General features: G+C 60.6%; 12 protein-coding genes and 2 pseudogenes. 5 read left to right on the top strand and 9 right to left on the bottom strand.

What is annotated here, in order from left to right:
• The first annotated feature begins 11 nt into the window (after nucleotides 1–11).
• A complete protein-coding gene (locus HA43_RS04810) occupies nucleotides 12–1520 on the top strand; it encodes a tripartite tricarboxylate transporter permease (protein WP_094111107.1) in 1509 nt (502 codons plus the stop codon).
• A 119-nt stretch (nucleotides 1521–1639) separates the two neighbouring features.
• Nucleotides 1640–2671: a flagella biosynthesis regulator Flk gene (gene flk / locus HA43_RS04805; protein WP_094111106.1), complete on the top strand. Its 1032-nt coding sequence runs from the start codon at nucleotides 1640–1642 to the stop codon at nucleotides 2669–2671.
• A gap of 1 nt (nucleotide 2672) precedes the next feature.
• Here the strand turns inward: flk and HA43_RS04800 are convergent, their stop codons facing one another.
• On the bottom strand, nucleotides 2673–3116 hold the full coding sequence (locus HA43_RS04800; protein ID WP_094111105.1) for a rhodanese-like domain-containing protein: 444 nt from the start codon (nucleotides 3114–3116) through the stop codon (nucleotides 2673–2675).
• Between the two features lie 86 nt (nucleotides 3117–3202).
• Here HA43_RS04800 and pdxR point away from each other — a divergent pair, with 86 nt between their 5' ends.
• Nucleotides 3203–4639, top strand: a complete 1437-nt coding sequence (gene pdxR, locus HA43_RS04795; RefSeq protein ID WP_094111104.1) for a MocR-like pyridoxine biosynthesis transcription factor PdxR — start codon at nucleotides 3203–3205, stop codon at nucleotides 4637–4639.
• Here pdxR and HA43_RS04790 read toward each other — a convergent pair.
• Together HA43_RS04790 and fabB are read right to left on the bottom strand one after the other, a co-directional pair.
• On the bottom strand, nucleotides 4602–5774 hold the full coding sequence (locus HA43_RS04790) for an arabinose transporter (protein ID WP_094111103.1): 1173 nt from the start codon (nucleotides 5772–5774) through the stop codon (nucleotides 4602–4604). The two genes, pdxR and HA43_RS04790, sit on opposite strands and share 38 nt — an antisense overlap.
• A 175-nt stretch (nucleotides 5775–5949) precedes the next feature.
• The gene (gene fabB / locus HA43_RS04785; RefSeq protein ID WP_071668065.1) at nucleotides 5950–7170 is read right to left on the bottom strand and encodes a beta-ketoacyl-ACP synthase I; all 1221 of its coding nucleotides are present in this window, start codon (nucleotides 7168–7170) and stop codon (nucleotides 5950–5952) included.
• 156 nt (nucleotides 7171–7326) lie between these two features.
• On the opposite strand from fabB, the gene mnmC reads away from it, so the two are divergent.
• Entirely contained in the window at nucleotides 7327–9339 is a 2013-nt protein-coding gene (mnmC, locus tag HA43_RS04780; protein ID WP_094111102.1) for a bifunctional tRNA (5-methylaminomethyl-2-thiouridine)(34)-methyltransferase MnmC2/FAD-dependent 5-carboxymethylaminomethyl-2-thiouridine(34) oxidoreductase MnmC1, read from the top strand.
• Between the two features lie 28 nt (nucleotides 9340–9367).
• Here the strand turns inward: mnmC and HA43_RS04775 are convergent, their stop codons facing one another.
• The 6 genes and pseudogenes from HA43_RS04775 to prmB form a co-directional block, all read right to left on the bottom strand.
• Nucleotides 9368–9649: a YfcL family protein gene (locus HA43_RS04775; protein WP_039379145.1), complete on the bottom strand. Its 282-nt coding sequence runs from the start codon at nucleotides 9647–9649 to the stop codon at nucleotides 9368–9370.
• 30 nt (nucleotides 9650–9679) lie between these two features.
• Nucleotides 9680–10225 (bottom strand): elongation factor P hydroxylase, encoded by a 546-nt coding sequence (locus HA43_RS04770; protein WP_039379147.1) that lies wholly within the window; start codon nucleotides 10223–10225, stop codon nucleotides 9680–9682.
• 64 nt (nucleotides 10226–10289) lie between these two features.
• Nucleotides 10290–11087, bottom strand: a complete 798-nt coding sequence (locus tag HA43_RS04765) for a sulfite exporter TauE/SafE family protein (protein WP_039379149.1) — start codon at nucleotides 11085–11087, stop codon at nucleotides 10290–10292.
• 70 nt (nucleotides 11088–11157) lie between these two features.
• On the bottom strand, nucleotides 11158–11982 hold the full coding sequence (gene mepA / locus HA43_RS04760; protein ID WP_094111139.1) for a penicillin-insensitive murein endopeptidase: 825 nt from the start codon (nucleotides 11980–11982) through the stop codon (nucleotides 11158–11160).
• A gap of 8 nt (nucleotides 11983–11990) precedes the next feature.
• Nucleotides 11991–13075: pseudogene (gene aroC / locus HA43_RS04755) on the bottom strand (chorismate synthase).
• A gap of 46 nt (nucleotides 13076–13121) precedes the next feature.
• Complete coding sequence (gene prmB, locus HA43_RS04750; protein WP_094111101.1) at nucleotides 13122–14054, bottom strand: 50S ribosomal protein L3 N(5)-glutamine methyltransferase; 933 nt, start codon at nucleotides 14052–14054, stop codon at nucleotides 13122–13124.
• 154 nt (nucleotides 14055–14208) lie between these two features.
• On the opposite strand from prmB, the pseudogene smrB reads away from it, so the two are divergent.
• Nucleotides 14209–14756 (top strand): annotated as a pseudogene (gene smrB, locus HA43_RS04745) (endonuclease SmrB).
• Nucleotides 14757–14775 lie beyond the last annotated feature (19 nt).

The following is a 14775-nucleotide window of genomic DNA, read 5'->3' as shown; positions in this document are numbered from 1 at the left end:
AGGAGTCAATAATGGATACCTGGTCTTTTCTGATGCAGGGCTTCGCCGTCGCTATGACGCCGGAGAACCTGATGATCGCCCTGATCGGCTGCTTTATCGGCACCATTGTCGGCTTACTGCCGGGGCTGGGCCCGATTAACGGCGTGGCGATCCTGATGCCGCTGGCGTTTGCTCTGCACCTGCCGGCTGAATCAGCGCTGATCCTGCTGGCTACTGTCTATATCGGCTGTGAATATGGCGGACGTATCTCTTCAATTCTGCTGAATGTGCCGGGTGACGCAGGTGCTATCATGACCGCACTGGATGGCTATCCGATGGCGCAGCAGGGTAAAGCGGGCGTAGCGCTCTCTATCTCCGCCGTTAGCTCGTTTGTTGGCTCCACCATCGCCATCATCGGCATCATTCTGTTTGCCCCGATTCTGGCAAACTGGTCGCTGGCATTTGGTCCGGCGGAATATTTTGCCCTGATGGTGTTTGCCATCGCCTGCCTCGGCAGCATGATGAGCCACAACCCGCTGAAATCGTTTCTGGCCGCCCTGATCGGTCTGAGCATGGCTACCGTGGGCGTCGATGCGAATACCGGTGTTTATCGTTTTACCTTCGACAGCATTCACCTTTCCGACGGCATTCAGTTTGTGGTGGTGGTGATTGGCCTGTTCTCGGTCAGCGAAATTTTGCTGATGCTGGAGTCCACCAGCGGGGGCAAGAAAGTCGCACGCGCCAGCGGCCGCATGATGTTCAATATGAAAGAAGCGGCCCAGGCAACCGGCGCCACGCTGCGCTCCTCCTTTCTGGGCTTTTTCGTTGGCGTGCTGCCGGGTGCGGGTGCCACTATCGCCAGCGCTATCGCCTATATGACGGAGAAGAAGATTAGCGGCAGTGACCAGTTCGGCAAGGGGGATATTCGCGGCGTGGCAGCACCGGAAGCAGCAAATAATGCCTCGGCGTGTGGATCATTTATTCCGATGCTGACGCTGGGCATTCCGGGTTCCGGTACCACGGCGGTGATGGTAGGCGCGCTGACGCTTTATAACATTACGCCGGGTCCGGCGATGTTTATCGAACAGCCTGACATTGTCTGGGGCCTGATTGCCGCACTGCTGATCGGCAACGTGATGCTGCTGATCATGAATATCCCGATGATCAATATCTTTGCCCGTATGCTGACCATCCCGCTCTGGTTCCTGGTACCTGCAATCGCCGCCATTTCCGCCGTCGGCGTGTATGCGGTGCACAGCACAACCTTCGACCTGCTGCTGATGGTGGGATTAGGCATCTTCGGCTATATCCTGCGCAAGATGGATTTCCCGATGTCGCCGCTGATCCTCGGCTTTGTGCTGGGGGAAATGCTGGAGCAGAACCTGCGCCGTGCGCTCTCAATCAGTAACGGCAACCTGCCTATTCTGTGGGAGAGTCTCATCTGCAAAGTGCTGCTGGTGCTGGCGGTCGCAGTCCTGGTGGTGCCATTCGTCTGGAAACGCTGGCGTCGCAGCCGCTTCAGAGCGGCAGAGGCGGAATAAATCCGCATCTTCTCGCTTTTCTGATACCAGCCCCCGTGGATTTCCCGGGGGCTTTTGCTATCATATGCCCCTCTTTTTCCGGCGCACCCGGATCTGACTCGTTTTTCAAGGATTCCGCCATGCAACCTCTCAGCGGTCCCGGTGTGCCCGCGGGCGATCGTTCTGCGCTTACCGGTGCTTCCGGCCCGGCTCGCCCCGGCGGTCCGGCTGGCGAACAGCCTCTCTCTCCGGCGCAGCGCACCACGCTGGAACGGCTCATTGTACGCATTATGTCTCTCAGCACCCTGAAAGCGCCTGAGCTGTGGGCGGGCGTACGCCATGAAGTGGGCGTGAAGAGCGATGCTGACTTTCAGTCGCGCCATTTTCCGGCTGCTGAACAGCACCTTAATCGTCGCCTGAGTCAGGTGCAGGACAGTCACGCCACGCGCCAGCTGCTCCAGCAGCTGCAGGATAAACTGCCGCAGGGCAACAACCGTCAGGCGGTAAGCGACTTTATCCGCCAGCAGTTTAACCAGACGGTGCTGAGTGCGCTGAGCCAGGATCAGCTGCGTCAGGTGCTGACCATGCTGCAGAACGGCCAGATGGCGATCCCGCAGCCGCAGCAGAGCCGCAGTACCGATCGCACGCTGCTGCCGGCGGAGCAGCAGGCGCTGAACCAGCAGGTGACGCGGCTGGCGGCCACGACCGGCGAGTCGCCGGTAAAACTGCTGACCGACGCGCTGAAGCTGGTGAATCTTAAAAGCGGCGATCCGGTGCCGTCGCGGCACTTTCCGCTGCTGACGCAGTATCTGCAGGTACGCCAGACGCTGGGGCAGCACAGCGCACCCACGCTGCAGCTGCTGGAAAGCTCGCTGAAACAGCCGCTGAATCGTGATGAACAGCAGCTGCTGCAGGATTACAGCCAGCAGCGTTTTCAGGCGACGCCGCAAACCGTGCTGACCGCCGCGCAGTGTCAGGATCTGCTGAATCAGCTTTTCAGCCGCCGGGCTGAGCGTGGTGATACGCTGCCGCTGGCTGACAGTGCGCGCCAGCCACAGCCTATATGGGCACCGTTTACAGAGATCCTGCCGCGTCCGCTGGCGCAGCGCCCGGCGCTGTCGCTGATCATCGCGGTGGGTGTGGTGCTGTTTCTGCTCTGGCTGCTGGCCTGAGTCAGCAGCCGCACCCGGCCGCAGCACCGTGCTGTGGCCACTCTCCCGCGGCGGTTCCCCCTGCCAGCGGATGTCCGTCGCGCTTCCAGAAATCCAGCCCGCCAATCAGCTCTTTAACCTGAAATCCCAGCGCTGCCAGTTTTAGTGCCGCTTTGGTTGAGCCATTGCAGCCAATGCCGTCACAGTAGGTGATATAGACCTTGCTGCGATCGAGCGCCGCCGTGCTGTGTGCGCTGATGGTACGGTGAGGAAACGAACGCGCACCGCAGATATGTCCTGCAGCATAGTGTTCAGGGCTGCGGGCATCAAAAACAACAATGGCAGCCTCGCCGCGTGCCAGGTCTTCTGCCAGATCCCAGGCATCGGTGTAATAACTCAGCTTCTGCTGCAGATAGGCGTAACTCTCTTCCGCACTGGCGGCGGGATAGTGTAAGACAGCGGACATACTCTTCTCCTGTTGCGATGTGCACCCACTTTACGGCAAATTGGTCTCTGCAATGAGACCCTTTCTGTCAGAGTAATAAGACCATTATGTATCAGGAACTGACCACGCTTTTTCAGCAGCAGGCGCAGGGTGGACGACGCGAGCGCCTCTGTCGCGCCCTGCGGCAGGCGATCGTCAGCGGCCAGCTGCGCCACGGTGAGAAGCTTCCCTCCAGCCGTCAGCTGGCCGCAGAGCTGTCAGTCGCGCGCGTAACCGCGGAAGCGGCCTACGCGCAGCTGGAAAGCGAAGGTTATCTGCAGCGCCACACCGGACGCGGTACTTTTGTCGCGATTACGCTGGCTCCGCCGCCAGATACGCCGTCAACCCGCCGGGCACCGCACTTCTCGCAGCGTGGCCTGCAGCTGCTGGCGACCGGCGGCTGTCAGGATCCGCCCTTCCCCGCCGCGTTTGCCGCCGGATCGCCCGATTTACGGGCTTTCCCGCATACGCAGTGGCGGCGCATCAGCAGCAATGTGCAGCGCCGGCTCGGCAGCCGCGTAATGGGCTACGGCGATCCGCTCGGCTATCTGCCGCTGCGCGAGGCGGTCTCGGAGTATCTGAGCCTGTCGCGCGGTATGCGCTGTCGTCCGGAACAGGTCATCATCCTGACCAGCTCGCAGCAGGCGCTGCAGCTGCTGGCGCTGCTGCTGCTGGATCCGGACGATGAAGTCTGGCTGGAGGATCCTGGCTATCCGGGGGCACGTAACGCCTTTCTTGCCGCAGGCGCGCACTGCCGGGCGATGCCGCTGGATGAAAACGGCGCGATCCCGCTCTCCGGTCGCGCCCGGCTGGTTTACCTGACGCCCGGGCATCACTATCCAACCGGTATAGCAATGAGCCTGCCGCGACGGCTGGAGTGGCTGGCATGGGCGCAGCAGCATAACAGCTGGCTGATTGAGGACGATTACGACAGCGAATTTCATTACGGTGATCGGCCTGCTCCGGCGCTGCAGGGCATGACGCACGACAGCAGGGTCATCTCGCTGGGGACCTTTTCCAAAACCCTGTTTCCCTCCCTGCGCCTGGCGTGGATGGTGGTACCGCCGCAGCTGACTGAGCCGCTGGGCCGGGCGCGCAGCGTGCTGGATGGGCATAGCGCGCTGCTGCCGCAGGCTATCACCGCTGAATTTCTGCAGCAGGGCCATTTTGCCAGCCATTTGCGGCTGATGCGGCAGCTCTATCACTACCGGCGCGACCGGCTTCTGGAAGAGATTCATAGCCGTATGCAGCCGTGGCTGCGCCCGCTTCCGGCAAACGGTGGTCTGCAACTGACTGTCGCGCTACTGCAGGGCAATGAGGCCGCGCTGACGCAGCAGGCTGAGGCTGCGGGTCTGCTGCTGCCGCGCCTCTCCCCGCTATACCATGCGGCTGCGCCGCAGCCTGGCTGGCTGCTCGGCTTCGCAGCGCTGACACCGGCTGAGATCGCCAGCGCCTGCGACACGCTGGTTATGCTACTGGCGCACGGCGTGCGCAGCACCAGGTGATAACGGAACCGGCCACGGCGCAGAGCGCGCCCGCCAGATAGACGGCGCCATAGCCAGACGCCGTCGCCAGCAGTCCGGTTAGCGGGCCGCTGATCCCATAGGCGATATCCTGAAAGGCAGAGAAAGCGCCCAGGGCAGTACCGCGTATCTGCGGCGCGACGCGACGCACCACTTCAACCCCCAGCGCCGGAAAGATCAGCGAGCAGCCACAGCCGGTGAGCGCCGCCCCCGCCAGCGCCAGCCAGCCTGAGGTGGCAACGGCAAGCAGCAGCAGACCCAGCGCTTCCACCAGCAGTGACACCAGCGCAACCCTGCTCCCGCCATAGCGATCCGGCAGATGACCAAAGAGGATCCGCACTCCGGTAAAAGCGCAGCCAAAGGCGGTGAGCGCAAAGCCGGCGTGTCCCCACGCCTGAGCAGCAAAATAGAGCGAGGTAAAGGTGCCGATTACGGCGAAACCGGCGCCCTGCAGCGCCAGCACCAGCCCCGGTGAAAAAATGGCGCTGATAACGCTCCACAGCGACGGCCGCGTGCCGCCGGCAACCGGCACCGCACGGATCCAGCCGTTAACCATCAGAGCCAGCAGCGGCAGCAGCAGCGCCGCGCCGCTGATAGCCAGCAGTCCGCCATGCTGATACATCAGCACTCCCAGCGGAGCGCCTGCCGCCAGCGCGCCATAAATCGCCATTCCGTTCCAGGACATGACCAGACCAGAGCGCCTGGCCCCCGCCAGCCCCAGCCCCCAGGTCAGATTACCGGTCAGCAGCAGGCTTTCCCCTACGCCCAGCAGCAGACGCGCCACTATCAGCAGCATAAAGCGCACGCCGGGTGCGATCGGCAGCAGCACGGCGGCGGCATAAGCAGCCCCTGTCAGCGCAATCGTCAGCATACCGTAGCGGGTGGTAGCGCGTGCTCCCTGCTGATCCGCACGCCGGCCAGCAAAACCGCGCGTCAGCAGGGTGGCAATAAACTGACTGCCGGTTGCAATGCCCACCATCAGGTTACTCATGCCCAGTTCCTGATGCACATACAGCGGGATCACCGGCAGTGCCAGTCCGGCGGTCAGATAGCTGAGAAACACGGCAAACGAGGTACAGGCGAGCGGCAATACGGACGCGTTAGCGTGAGCGGTCATCTTTGCGCACTCCTTGTCAGCGACGATAGCGCAGGGAAATTACGGGAAGGTAAAACAGGAGTGTATGCAGGTAAAAGCGGGGTTGTCAAAACGGCTCAGGCTGAGCAGAGAAAGCCAGGCTGCCATCGCGGCAGCCTGTGATATCCCGTCAGGGGGCGACGGGACGCGGGCAGATTTAGCCCTGATATTTACGCATGGTCAGCGTGGCGTTGGTGCCGCCAAAGCCGAAGCTGTTGGACATGACCGTGGTCAGCGCTTTTTCCGTTGGCTGCGTCACGATGTTCATCCCTGCTGCGGCCTCGTCCAGATCGTCGATGTTGATGCTCGGCGCGATAAAGCTGTGCTCCAGCATCAGCAGGGTGTAGATCGCTTCCTGCACGCCCGCTGCACCCAGGGAGTGACCGGTCATGGCTTTGGTCGCTGAAATGTACGGGGTGTTGTCACCAAATACTTCACGGATTGCGCCCAGCTCTTTCACATCGCCAACCGGCGTGGAGGTGCCGTGCGTGTTCAGATAGTCGATCGGTGCATCGAGGCCCTGCATCGCCATCTTCATGCAGCGCACCGCGCCTTCACCTGACGGTGCAACCATGTCAGCGCCATCAGACGTTGCGCCATAGCCAACAATCTCAGCATAGATATGCGCACCACGTGCCAGCGCATGCTCCAGCTCTTCAACCACTACCATGCCACCGCCGCCGGCGATAACAAAACCGTCACGGTTAGCATCATAGGTGCGCGAGGCTTTCTCAGGCGCATCGTTATATTTGGTCGAAAGTGCGCCCATCGCGTCAAACTCGCAGGACATTTCCCAGGTCAGCTCTTCACCGCCACCGGCAAAGACCACATCCTGTTTGCCCAGCTGAATCTGCTCAACGGCGTTGCCAATGCAGTGTGCTGAAGTGGCACAGGCGGAGCTGATGGAGTAGTTCACGCCGTGAATTTTAAACGGGGTCGCGAGGCAGGCAGATACACCTGAGGCCATGGCTTTGGTCACTACATAAGGACCCACGCCTTTCAGGCCGCGCGGACCGCGCATAGCGTCAGCACCGAACACCTGATAGCGCGGTGAACCACCGCCGGAACCGGCGATCAGACCCACGCGCGGGTTGTTCTGATACTGCTCGTCAGTCAGGCCTGAATCTTTGACCGCTTCCGCCATAGAAAGATAGGCGTAAATAGAGGCATCACTCATGAAACGCACGATTTTGCGATCGATGAGCCCGTTGGTATCCAGTTTGACGTTGCCCCACACGTGGCTGCGCATACCGGCTTCTTTCATCTCTTCAGAGAAAGTGATACCGGAACGGCCTTCACGCAGAGAAGCCAGCACTTCCTGCTGGTTATTACCAATGCTGGAAACGATACCCAGGCCAGTAATCACTGCACGTTTCATTCAATAGTCCTCATTCCACATCTTTTTGGATTGACGTGCACTCTAGCGTACAGTTGTACGCCGAACAAGTCCGATCAGCCATTTCCTTTTGTAAATTTGCGTCATGTGACGCCACTCGCTAAAATCGCGCCACTGCCTGAAAAATGAGCCTTTCCCGTGAAATTATCCCCGGTTGAACACGCGCAATTAACCTGGAACGATCAGGGTACACCTGTTTCCCGAGCGTTCGATGATGTCTACTTCTCTAACGATAATGGACTGGAAGAGACCCGCTATGTGTTTCTCGGCGGTAATCAGCTGCCGCAGCGTTTCAGCACGCATACGCGCGATCTGTTTATTGTGGCGGAGAGCGGCTTTGGCACCGGTCTGAACTTTCTCACGTTATGGCAGGCATTCGATCAGTTTCGCGCGCAGCAGCCTGCTGCGACGCTGCAGCGGCTGCACTTTATCAGCTGTGAAAAGTATCCGCTAACGCAGGCCGATCTCGCTGCCGCGCAGGCGCGCTGGCCGGAGCTGGCGCCGTGGGCAACGCAGCTGCAGCAGCAGTGGCCATCGGCGCTGCCCGGCTGTCAGCGGCTGCTGTTTGACGGTGGACGGGTTACGCTTGATCTCTGGTTTGGCGACATTAATACGCTGATAACAGAGTTTGATGAGAGCCTGCAGGGTCAGGTTGACGCCTGGTTTCTGGACGGCTTTGCGCCGGCTAAAAACCCGGATATGTGGACCCCGGCGCTGTTCAGCGCTCTGGCGCGGCTGGCGCGTGCCGGAGGAACGCTGGCGACCTTTACCGCTGCGGGTTTTGTCAGGCGTGGCCTGCAGGAAGCGGGATTCACCATCAGTAAACGTAAAGGCTTTGCGCATAAGCGCGAAATGCTGACCGGTACGCTGGCGCATGCAGTGCCGCTGCCCTCCATGCAGCCGTGGTATGCGCGGCCTGCAGCAGCGGGCCAGGATGTCGCCATCATTGGCGGCGGCGTCGCCAGTGCGCTGCTGGCGCTGGCATTACTGCGCCGCGGCTGGCGCGTGACGCTCTACTGCGCCGATGAGGCCCCGGCACTGGGTGCATCCGGCAACCGTCAGGCAGCGCTCTACCCCTTACTGAACCAGCACGATCCCGCGCTGGCGCAGTTTTTCCCCGCCGCTTTCAGCTTCGCGCGTCGTCTTTACGATAGCCTGCCGGAGCGTGCTGAACAGAGCTGGTGCGGAGTGCTGCAGCTGGCGTGGGATGAAAAAAGCGCCGATAAGATTGCGCAGATGCTGGCCCTGGCGCTGCCGGCGGAGATCGCTTACGGCGTCTCACCGGCCGAGGCGGAGCAGCTGGCGGGCGTTGCGCTGGGTATGGGCGGCATCTGCTATCCGCGTGGCGGATGGATCTCCCCTTCCCAGCTTACCAGCAACCTGCTGGATCAGGCGCAGACGCAGGGTCTGCACCAGCACTGGCTGCACCGGGTTACGCAGCTGACGCCGCATGAAAACGGCTGGACGCTGCACTTTTCCGACCGGGCTGATATGCAGCATCAGAATGTCGTACTGGCCAACGGGCATGCGCTGCGGACGCTGGAACAGAGCCAGGATCTGCCGGTCTACCCGGTCGCAGGCCAGGTAAGCCATGCGCCCTCATCAGCCGCGCTGGCAAACCTGCAGAGCGTGCTCTGTTACGATGGCTATCTGACACCCGTCAGCCCGACGTTTGGCACCCACTGCATCGGCGCCAGCTATCATCGCGGTGACACCGCGACCGCTTTTCGTGCCGATGATCAGCAGAGCAACCGTCAGCGTCTGATGGCGTGCCTGCCGCAGGCCGCCTGGCCGCAGCAGGTTGATCTCAGTGATAACGAGGCGCGGACTGGCGTGCGCTGCGCCACGCGCGATCATCTGCCCATGAGCGGCGGCCTGCCGGACTACGCTGCCACGCTGGCGCAGTATGCTGACCTGCCGGGACAGCGCGCCCGCGGGGAGAAGATTGCTGAAGCCCCGCACTATCACGGGCTGTTCGTGCTGGGGGCGCTGGGATCGCGCGGGCTCTGCAGCGCGCCGCTGGCAGCTGAAGTGCTGGCGGCACAAATGAGCGGTGAGCCGCAGCCGCTCGATGCCGCAACGCTGGCGGCGCTGAATCCGAACCGCTACTGGGTGCGTAAATTGCTGAAGGGAAAAAAGGCGGGGCGCTGAGAGCCGGGGCGAAAAGTCGCCCCGCGCATCAGGCGGTCTGACGTGCCTGACTAAACAGGTTATCCCACATGCCGACCACCAGCGCCTGATCGCGTGGCGAGAGTTCACCGGCGGCGATAGCATTCTGCAGGCTCCGGGAGACGACAATCTGCAGCGCTTCCGGCGTGTGTTCGCCGCTCTGCTCAATTTCCGCAACCGCCAGCGTCAGATGGCCGCGCAGATAACCGCTGGCAAACAGCTCATCATCACTGGCGTGATCGACCATATCGTCAATCAGCGCCAGAATGCGGGACTCAAATTCTACGATCATCTCTCATTCCTTTCATTTTAAGCAGGCGGATTAAAGCGTTTCCGGCCACGGAAACTGCGCTGCAGTGAGCGCTGGCGTACCATAATAGCGGTTCAGCGCCGCAATAAACTGTGCCGGGCGAGCCGGGATCCCCTGCTCCAGATAGTGCATCACCTGGGCATGGACCCGGCGCTGAAACGCAATGCGATCGGGTTCACAATCGCCTTCGAGATTGTCACAGCTGACATTAAAGGGGAAGTCCGCCGCAACGCAGAATAGCCACTCCAGCGCCTGCGGTTTTACTTCAACCGCTTCAAACTGGCTCTGCGTCTGCGCATCACGCCCGTCGGGGCAGTACCAGTAGCCAAAATCAACCTGCTGCCGACGCGCGTCGCCCGCAATACACCAGTGCGAAATTTCATGCAGCGCGCTGGCGTAAAATCCATGGGCAAAAACTACGCGGTGCCAGGGTGATTCCGCATCTGCCGGAAGATAAATCGGTTCATCATCGCCTTTAATTAGACGTGTCTTAAAAGTCTCAGCAAAGCAGCCGTCGAAGATGTCGATCAGCTGCTGATAGTGGTGTTCTGTCGGCATAGTCATCTGTCAGTTAATCATCTGGCGCCATTGTCGCACCGGCGGCACGATTTGACGAGTCGGTTTATCCTGCGGCAAACCAGGCCAGTAGCTCAGCCCCGTGGCTGTCCCACAGCAGTTTGGCGCTCATGACCGCAGAAACGGTCACAACCATCGGGCGGATCAGCCGCTGGCCGCGGCTCAGTACCAGTCGCGCACCCAGCCGCGCCCCGATAAATGCGCCGAGCAGCATCACTACGCCGGTTCCCCACACCAGTTTGCCGCCAAACATAAAGAACAGCAGGCTGGCGAAGTTGGAGGTGAAATTCAGCACCTTGGCATGCGCCGTCGCTTTGGCAAGATTGAAACCGCAAAGCGTGACAAAGGCGAGCGCATAGAAAGAGCCGGCTCCCGGACCGAAGAAGCCATCATAGAAGCCCACACAGCCGCCGCCCACCAGCGCAAACGCCACGCCCTGCAGACGATGCTCGCGATCCACCTCTCCCAGACGCGGCATCAGCAGGAACCAGAGTCCGATGGCGATAAGCAGCAGCGGCAGGATCTGACGCAGAATATCCGCCTGAATATGCTGGATCAGCAGCGTGCCGCCGACCGCGCCGAGAAACGTCATCGCGATGTTCAGCCGCTGGTCACGCAGGTTTACGGCGCCACGGCGGACAAAATAGAGGCTGGCGGAGAAAGAGCCGCCAACCGACTGCAGCTTGTTGGTCGCCAGCGCCTGTGCCGGTGACAGCCCGGCCGCCAGCAGCGAAGGAACGGTCAGCAATCCCCCGCCCCCGGCAATGGAGTCGATAAAAGCGGCCAGTATGGCAACAAAAAACAGTACGCCAAGGATAAGCGGGCTGACGATAAAAAGGTCCATTTCACTTCTCGCAGCAGGTAGCAGACAAGCCCGGCGCGGGGCAATAGCCGTTGCGCGCCGGGAGAGGTACTCAGAGCCGGTGGTTATCCAGCAGCGCCTGACAGGATGGCGGCAGCGGCGGCGGGGCTTTTTTTACCGGTGGCGTGCTGCCGGGCTTTTTCGGCAGGAACCAGCTCTCAAGCTCTGCACCGCAGCCGTCGCCCGGCGGCGGTGGCGCCTGATCTTCACACTCCAGGCTGCCGGCCGGACAGCGCAGGCGCACATGCATATGCGCCCGATGCGCAAACCACGGGCGAACTTTATGCAGCCACTCGCGATCGCTGCCGGCATCGGCGCAAAGCTGTTTTTTGATCGCCGGATTCACAAAAATTCGCGTGACGTCGCTGTCTTTCGCGGCCAGCTTGATCAGGCTATCAATCTGCGGCTGCCAGTGACGGGCGATCACCTGTTTATCATCCGGCGCCACCAGATCCAGCGGCTGCGGCTTCAGCAACTGCTGTGCGCTCCAGCGGGTTTTTGGCAGCTGCAGCCAGATATCCACATCCAGTCCGGTCTGATGACTGGCGTGGCCGCTGCTGAAACGTCCACCCGCCGCCATTCCCATATCGCCAATCAGCACCTGCCCCAGATGAAGCTGACGGGTGCGGGTGCTGAGGCGCTCAATAAAGGCGATCAGATCGGGATGACCATAGTAGCGGCGCTGATCCTGACGCATGACCTGATAGTCCGGTGCGTCCAGCGGCAGCGCCTGCGCGCCGACGATACAACCATTGGCAAAGCCGCCAATCGACTGCGGCGCACCAGAGACAGGGTGCTGGATCTGCTGCCACGGCGTGGCGGCAACGGCGGCCGCGCTACCCAGCAGCGCGGCGAAAGTGAGCAGAGCGCGGCGCATCATCAGGCTCACCAGCGCGGTACGCTGCTGTTAACGTCAGCGTTTTGCCCGCGCTGGCGTAACAGGTGATCCATCAGCACAATCGCCATCATCGCTTCGGCAATCGGCACGGCGCGAATGCCGACGCAGGGATCGTGACGCCCTTTGGTGATCATCTCCACCTCCTCCCCCGTGCGGGTAATGGTGTTACCCGGTACGGTAATGCTGGAGGTCGGTTTCATCGCCAGGTTGGCGCTGATGGTCTGCCCGCTGCTGATGCCGCCGAGGATGCCGCCGGCGTGATTGCTCTGAAAGCCGCTGGCGCGGATTTCGTCGCGATGCTCGCTGCCGCGCTGGTTAACGACGGCAAAGCCATCGCCAATCTCTACGCCTTTAACGGCGTTGATGCTCATCAGCGCATGCGCCAGATCGGCATCGAGGCGATCGAACACCGGCTCACCGAGGCCCGGTGGCACGTTTTCCGCCATCACGGTCACTTTCGCGCCGATAGAATCGCCCTCTTTCTTCAGGGCGCGCATCAGCGTATCCAGCGCCTCCAGCTTGCTGCGTCCGGACAGAAAAACGGATTCTCTTCAACGATGCTCCAGTCTTTCAGCTCACAGGCGACGTCGCCAATCTGCGCCAGATAGCCACGCACTACGATACCGTGCTGCTGCTGCAGATATTTTTTGGCGATGGCACCGGCGGCCACGCGCATAGCGGTTTCGCGTGCTGAGGAGCGTCCGCCTCCGCGATAGTCGCGCAAACCATACTTCTGCTCATAGGTGTAATCTGCGTGGCCGGGCCGGAACAGATCTTTAATCGCGCCGTAATCCTGCGAACGCTGATCGGTGTTCTCGATTAACAGGCCGATAGAGGTGCCGGTAGTGACCCCTTCAAACACACCAGACAAAATTTTCACCTGATCCGGCTCGCGACGCTGAGTGGTATAGCGCGAGGTGCCGGGACGGCGGCGATCGAGATCGTGCTGGATATCGGCTTCAGTCAGCGGAATACCGGGCGGCACGCCGTCAACGATGCAGCCCAGCGCAAGACCGTGCGACTCGCCAAACGTGGTAACGCGAAAAAGTTGTCCAATGCTGTTTCCGGCCATGATGGCTCCTTGTTGCCATAGTGCGGGCGCTCAGGCGCGCCGCAAATTAATCTTTAAAAAAGGAGAAATGGTGCTGCGCCGCCACGATCTGATCGCGCGTCAGCATAAAGACGCCGTCGCCGCCGTTATCAAACTCCAGCCAGGTGAAAGGCACGTCAGGATATTGCTCAATCATATGCACCATGCTGTTGCCGACTTCGCAAATCAGCACGCCCTGCTCGCTGAGATAGTCAGGCGCACAGGCGAGAATGCGGCGTACCAGCTTCAGGCCATCGCTGCCAGCCGCCAGGCCAAGTTCCGGTTCATGATGATATTCGCCAGGCAGATCGTCCATATCTTCCGCATCCACGTACGGCGGGTTGGTGACGATCAGGTCATATTTTACCGGTGGCAGGTTGCGGAACAGATCGGCGCGAATCGGCGTGACGTGATGCAGCAGGCCATGCTCTTCAATGTTTTGTTCCGCCACCGCCAGCGCGTCGTGGGAGATATCGACCGCATCCACTTCCGCTTCAGGAAAGGCATAGGCGCAGGCGATAGCGATGCAGCCGCTGCCGGTACACATATCCAGAATATGCTGTGGCTGGCCGGGGATCAGACCCGCAAAGCGGTTTTCAATCAGCTCGCCAATGGGTGAGCGCGGAACCAGCACCCGTTCGTCTACGTAGAACTCATGTCCGCAGAACCAGGCTTTGTTGGTCAGGTAAGCGACCGGAATACGTTCATTCACGCGGCGGATCACCCGCTCAACGATACGGTGCCGTTCACTGGCTGTCAGGCGCGCATTGCGCATATCTTCAGGAATATCGAGCGGCAGCCACAGAGTGGGCAGAACCAGCTGGACCGCTTCGTCCCAGGGATTATCCGTGCCGTGACCATACCAGATGCCAGCCGCTGAAAAACGGCTGACGGCCCAGCGCAACATATCCTGAATAGTGTGCAGTTCGTTTACTGCCTCATCGGCGAAAATCTTGTCCACGTAGCCCTCCGCAGGCCATAAAATCAATCGGCCGATAGTTTGCCATGAAGCGGGCCAGAATTCAGCGCAGCGAGGCGAAAAAGCTGACATTTGTCAGCGCTTAGCGGTAAGGTAACAGCCCGGTAAACTGCAACGTTGAAAGAATTTTCCCGCCATGAGCAAAAAGACGCCGCTGAACGACGACGATCAGGCGCTGTTTCGTCAGTTAATGATCGGGACGCGTAAGCTGAAACAGGACACTATCGTACATAAACCTGCGGTTAAAACCCGGGAAGTCCCGCTGAAACGTCTGCTTTCCGAACAGGCTGACAACAGCCACTATTTTTCCGATGAGTTTCAGCCGCTGCTCTCCAGCGACGGGCCAGTGCGCTATGTCCGTGCTGACGTCAGCCACTATGAACTGAAGAAGCTGCGTCGCGGTGACTACACGCCGGAAATTTTTCTCGACCTGCACGGGCTGACGCAGATGCAGGCGAAGCAGGAGCTGGGCGCGCTCATCGCCGCCTGCCGCCGCGAACATATTTTTGCGCCAGCGTCATGACCGGCCACGGAAAACATATTCTTAAACAGCAGACGCCGCTATGGCTGGCGCAGCACCCGCATGTGATGGCGTTTCACCAGGCACCTAAAATGTTCGGCGGCGACGCCGCACTGCTGGTGCTGATTGAGGTAGAAGAGTGGCAACCGCCCGAACTGCCTTAGCAGATGAGGTGACAGGTGG

Source organism: Pantoea eucrina, assembly GCF_002095385.1.
Classification (GTDB): Bacteria; Pseudomonadota; Gammaproteobacteria; order Enterobacterales; family Enterobacteriaceae; genus Pantoea; species Pantoea eucrina.
The sequence above is the reverse complement of the archived record's forward strand: the minus strand, read 5'-3'. Positions and strand labels throughout refer to the sequence as shown.

Excerpts from the sequence above, each read along its gene's own strand:
- HA43_RS04810 (WP_094111107.1), top strand. The coding sequence starts at position 12 with ATGGATACCTGGTCTTTTCTGATGCAGGGCTTCGCCGTCGCTATGACG.
- flk (WP_094111106.1), top strand. The coding sequence starts at position 1,640 with ATGCAACCTCTCAGCGGTCCCGGTGTGCCCGCGGGCGATCGTTCTGCG.
- HA43_RS04800 (WP_094111105.1), bottom strand. The coding sequence starts at position 3,116 with ATGTCCGCTGTCTTACACTATCCCGCCGCCAGTGCGGAAGAGAGTTAC.
- pdxR (WP_094111104.1), top strand. The coding sequence starts at position 3,203 with ATGTATCAGGAACTGACCACGCTTTTTCAGCAGCAGGCGCAGGGTGGA.
- HA43_RS04790 (WP_094111103.1), bottom strand. The coding sequence starts at position 5,774 with ATGACCGCTCACGCTAACGCGTCCGTATTGCCGCTCGCCTGTACCTCG.
- fabB (WP_071668065.1), bottom strand. The coding sequence starts at position 7,170 with ATGAAACGTGCAGTGATTACTGGCCTGGGTATCGTTTCCAGCATTGGT.
- HA43_RS04775 (WP_039379145.1), bottom strand. The coding sequence starts at position 9,649 with ATGATCGTAGAATTTGAGTCCCGCATTCTGGCGCTGATTGACGATATG.
- HA43_RS04770 (WP_039379147.1), bottom strand. The coding sequence starts at position 10,225 with ATGCCGACAGAACACCACTATCAGCAGCTGATCGACATCTTCGACGGC.
- HA43_RS04765 (WP_039379149.1), bottom strand. The coding sequence starts at position 11,087 with ATGGACCTTTTTATCGTCAGCCCGCTTATCCTTGGCGTACTGTTTTTT.
- mepA (WP_094111139.1), bottom strand. The coding sequence starts at position 11,982 with ATGCGCCGCGCTCTGCTCACTTTCGCCGCGCTGCTGGGTAGCGCGGCC.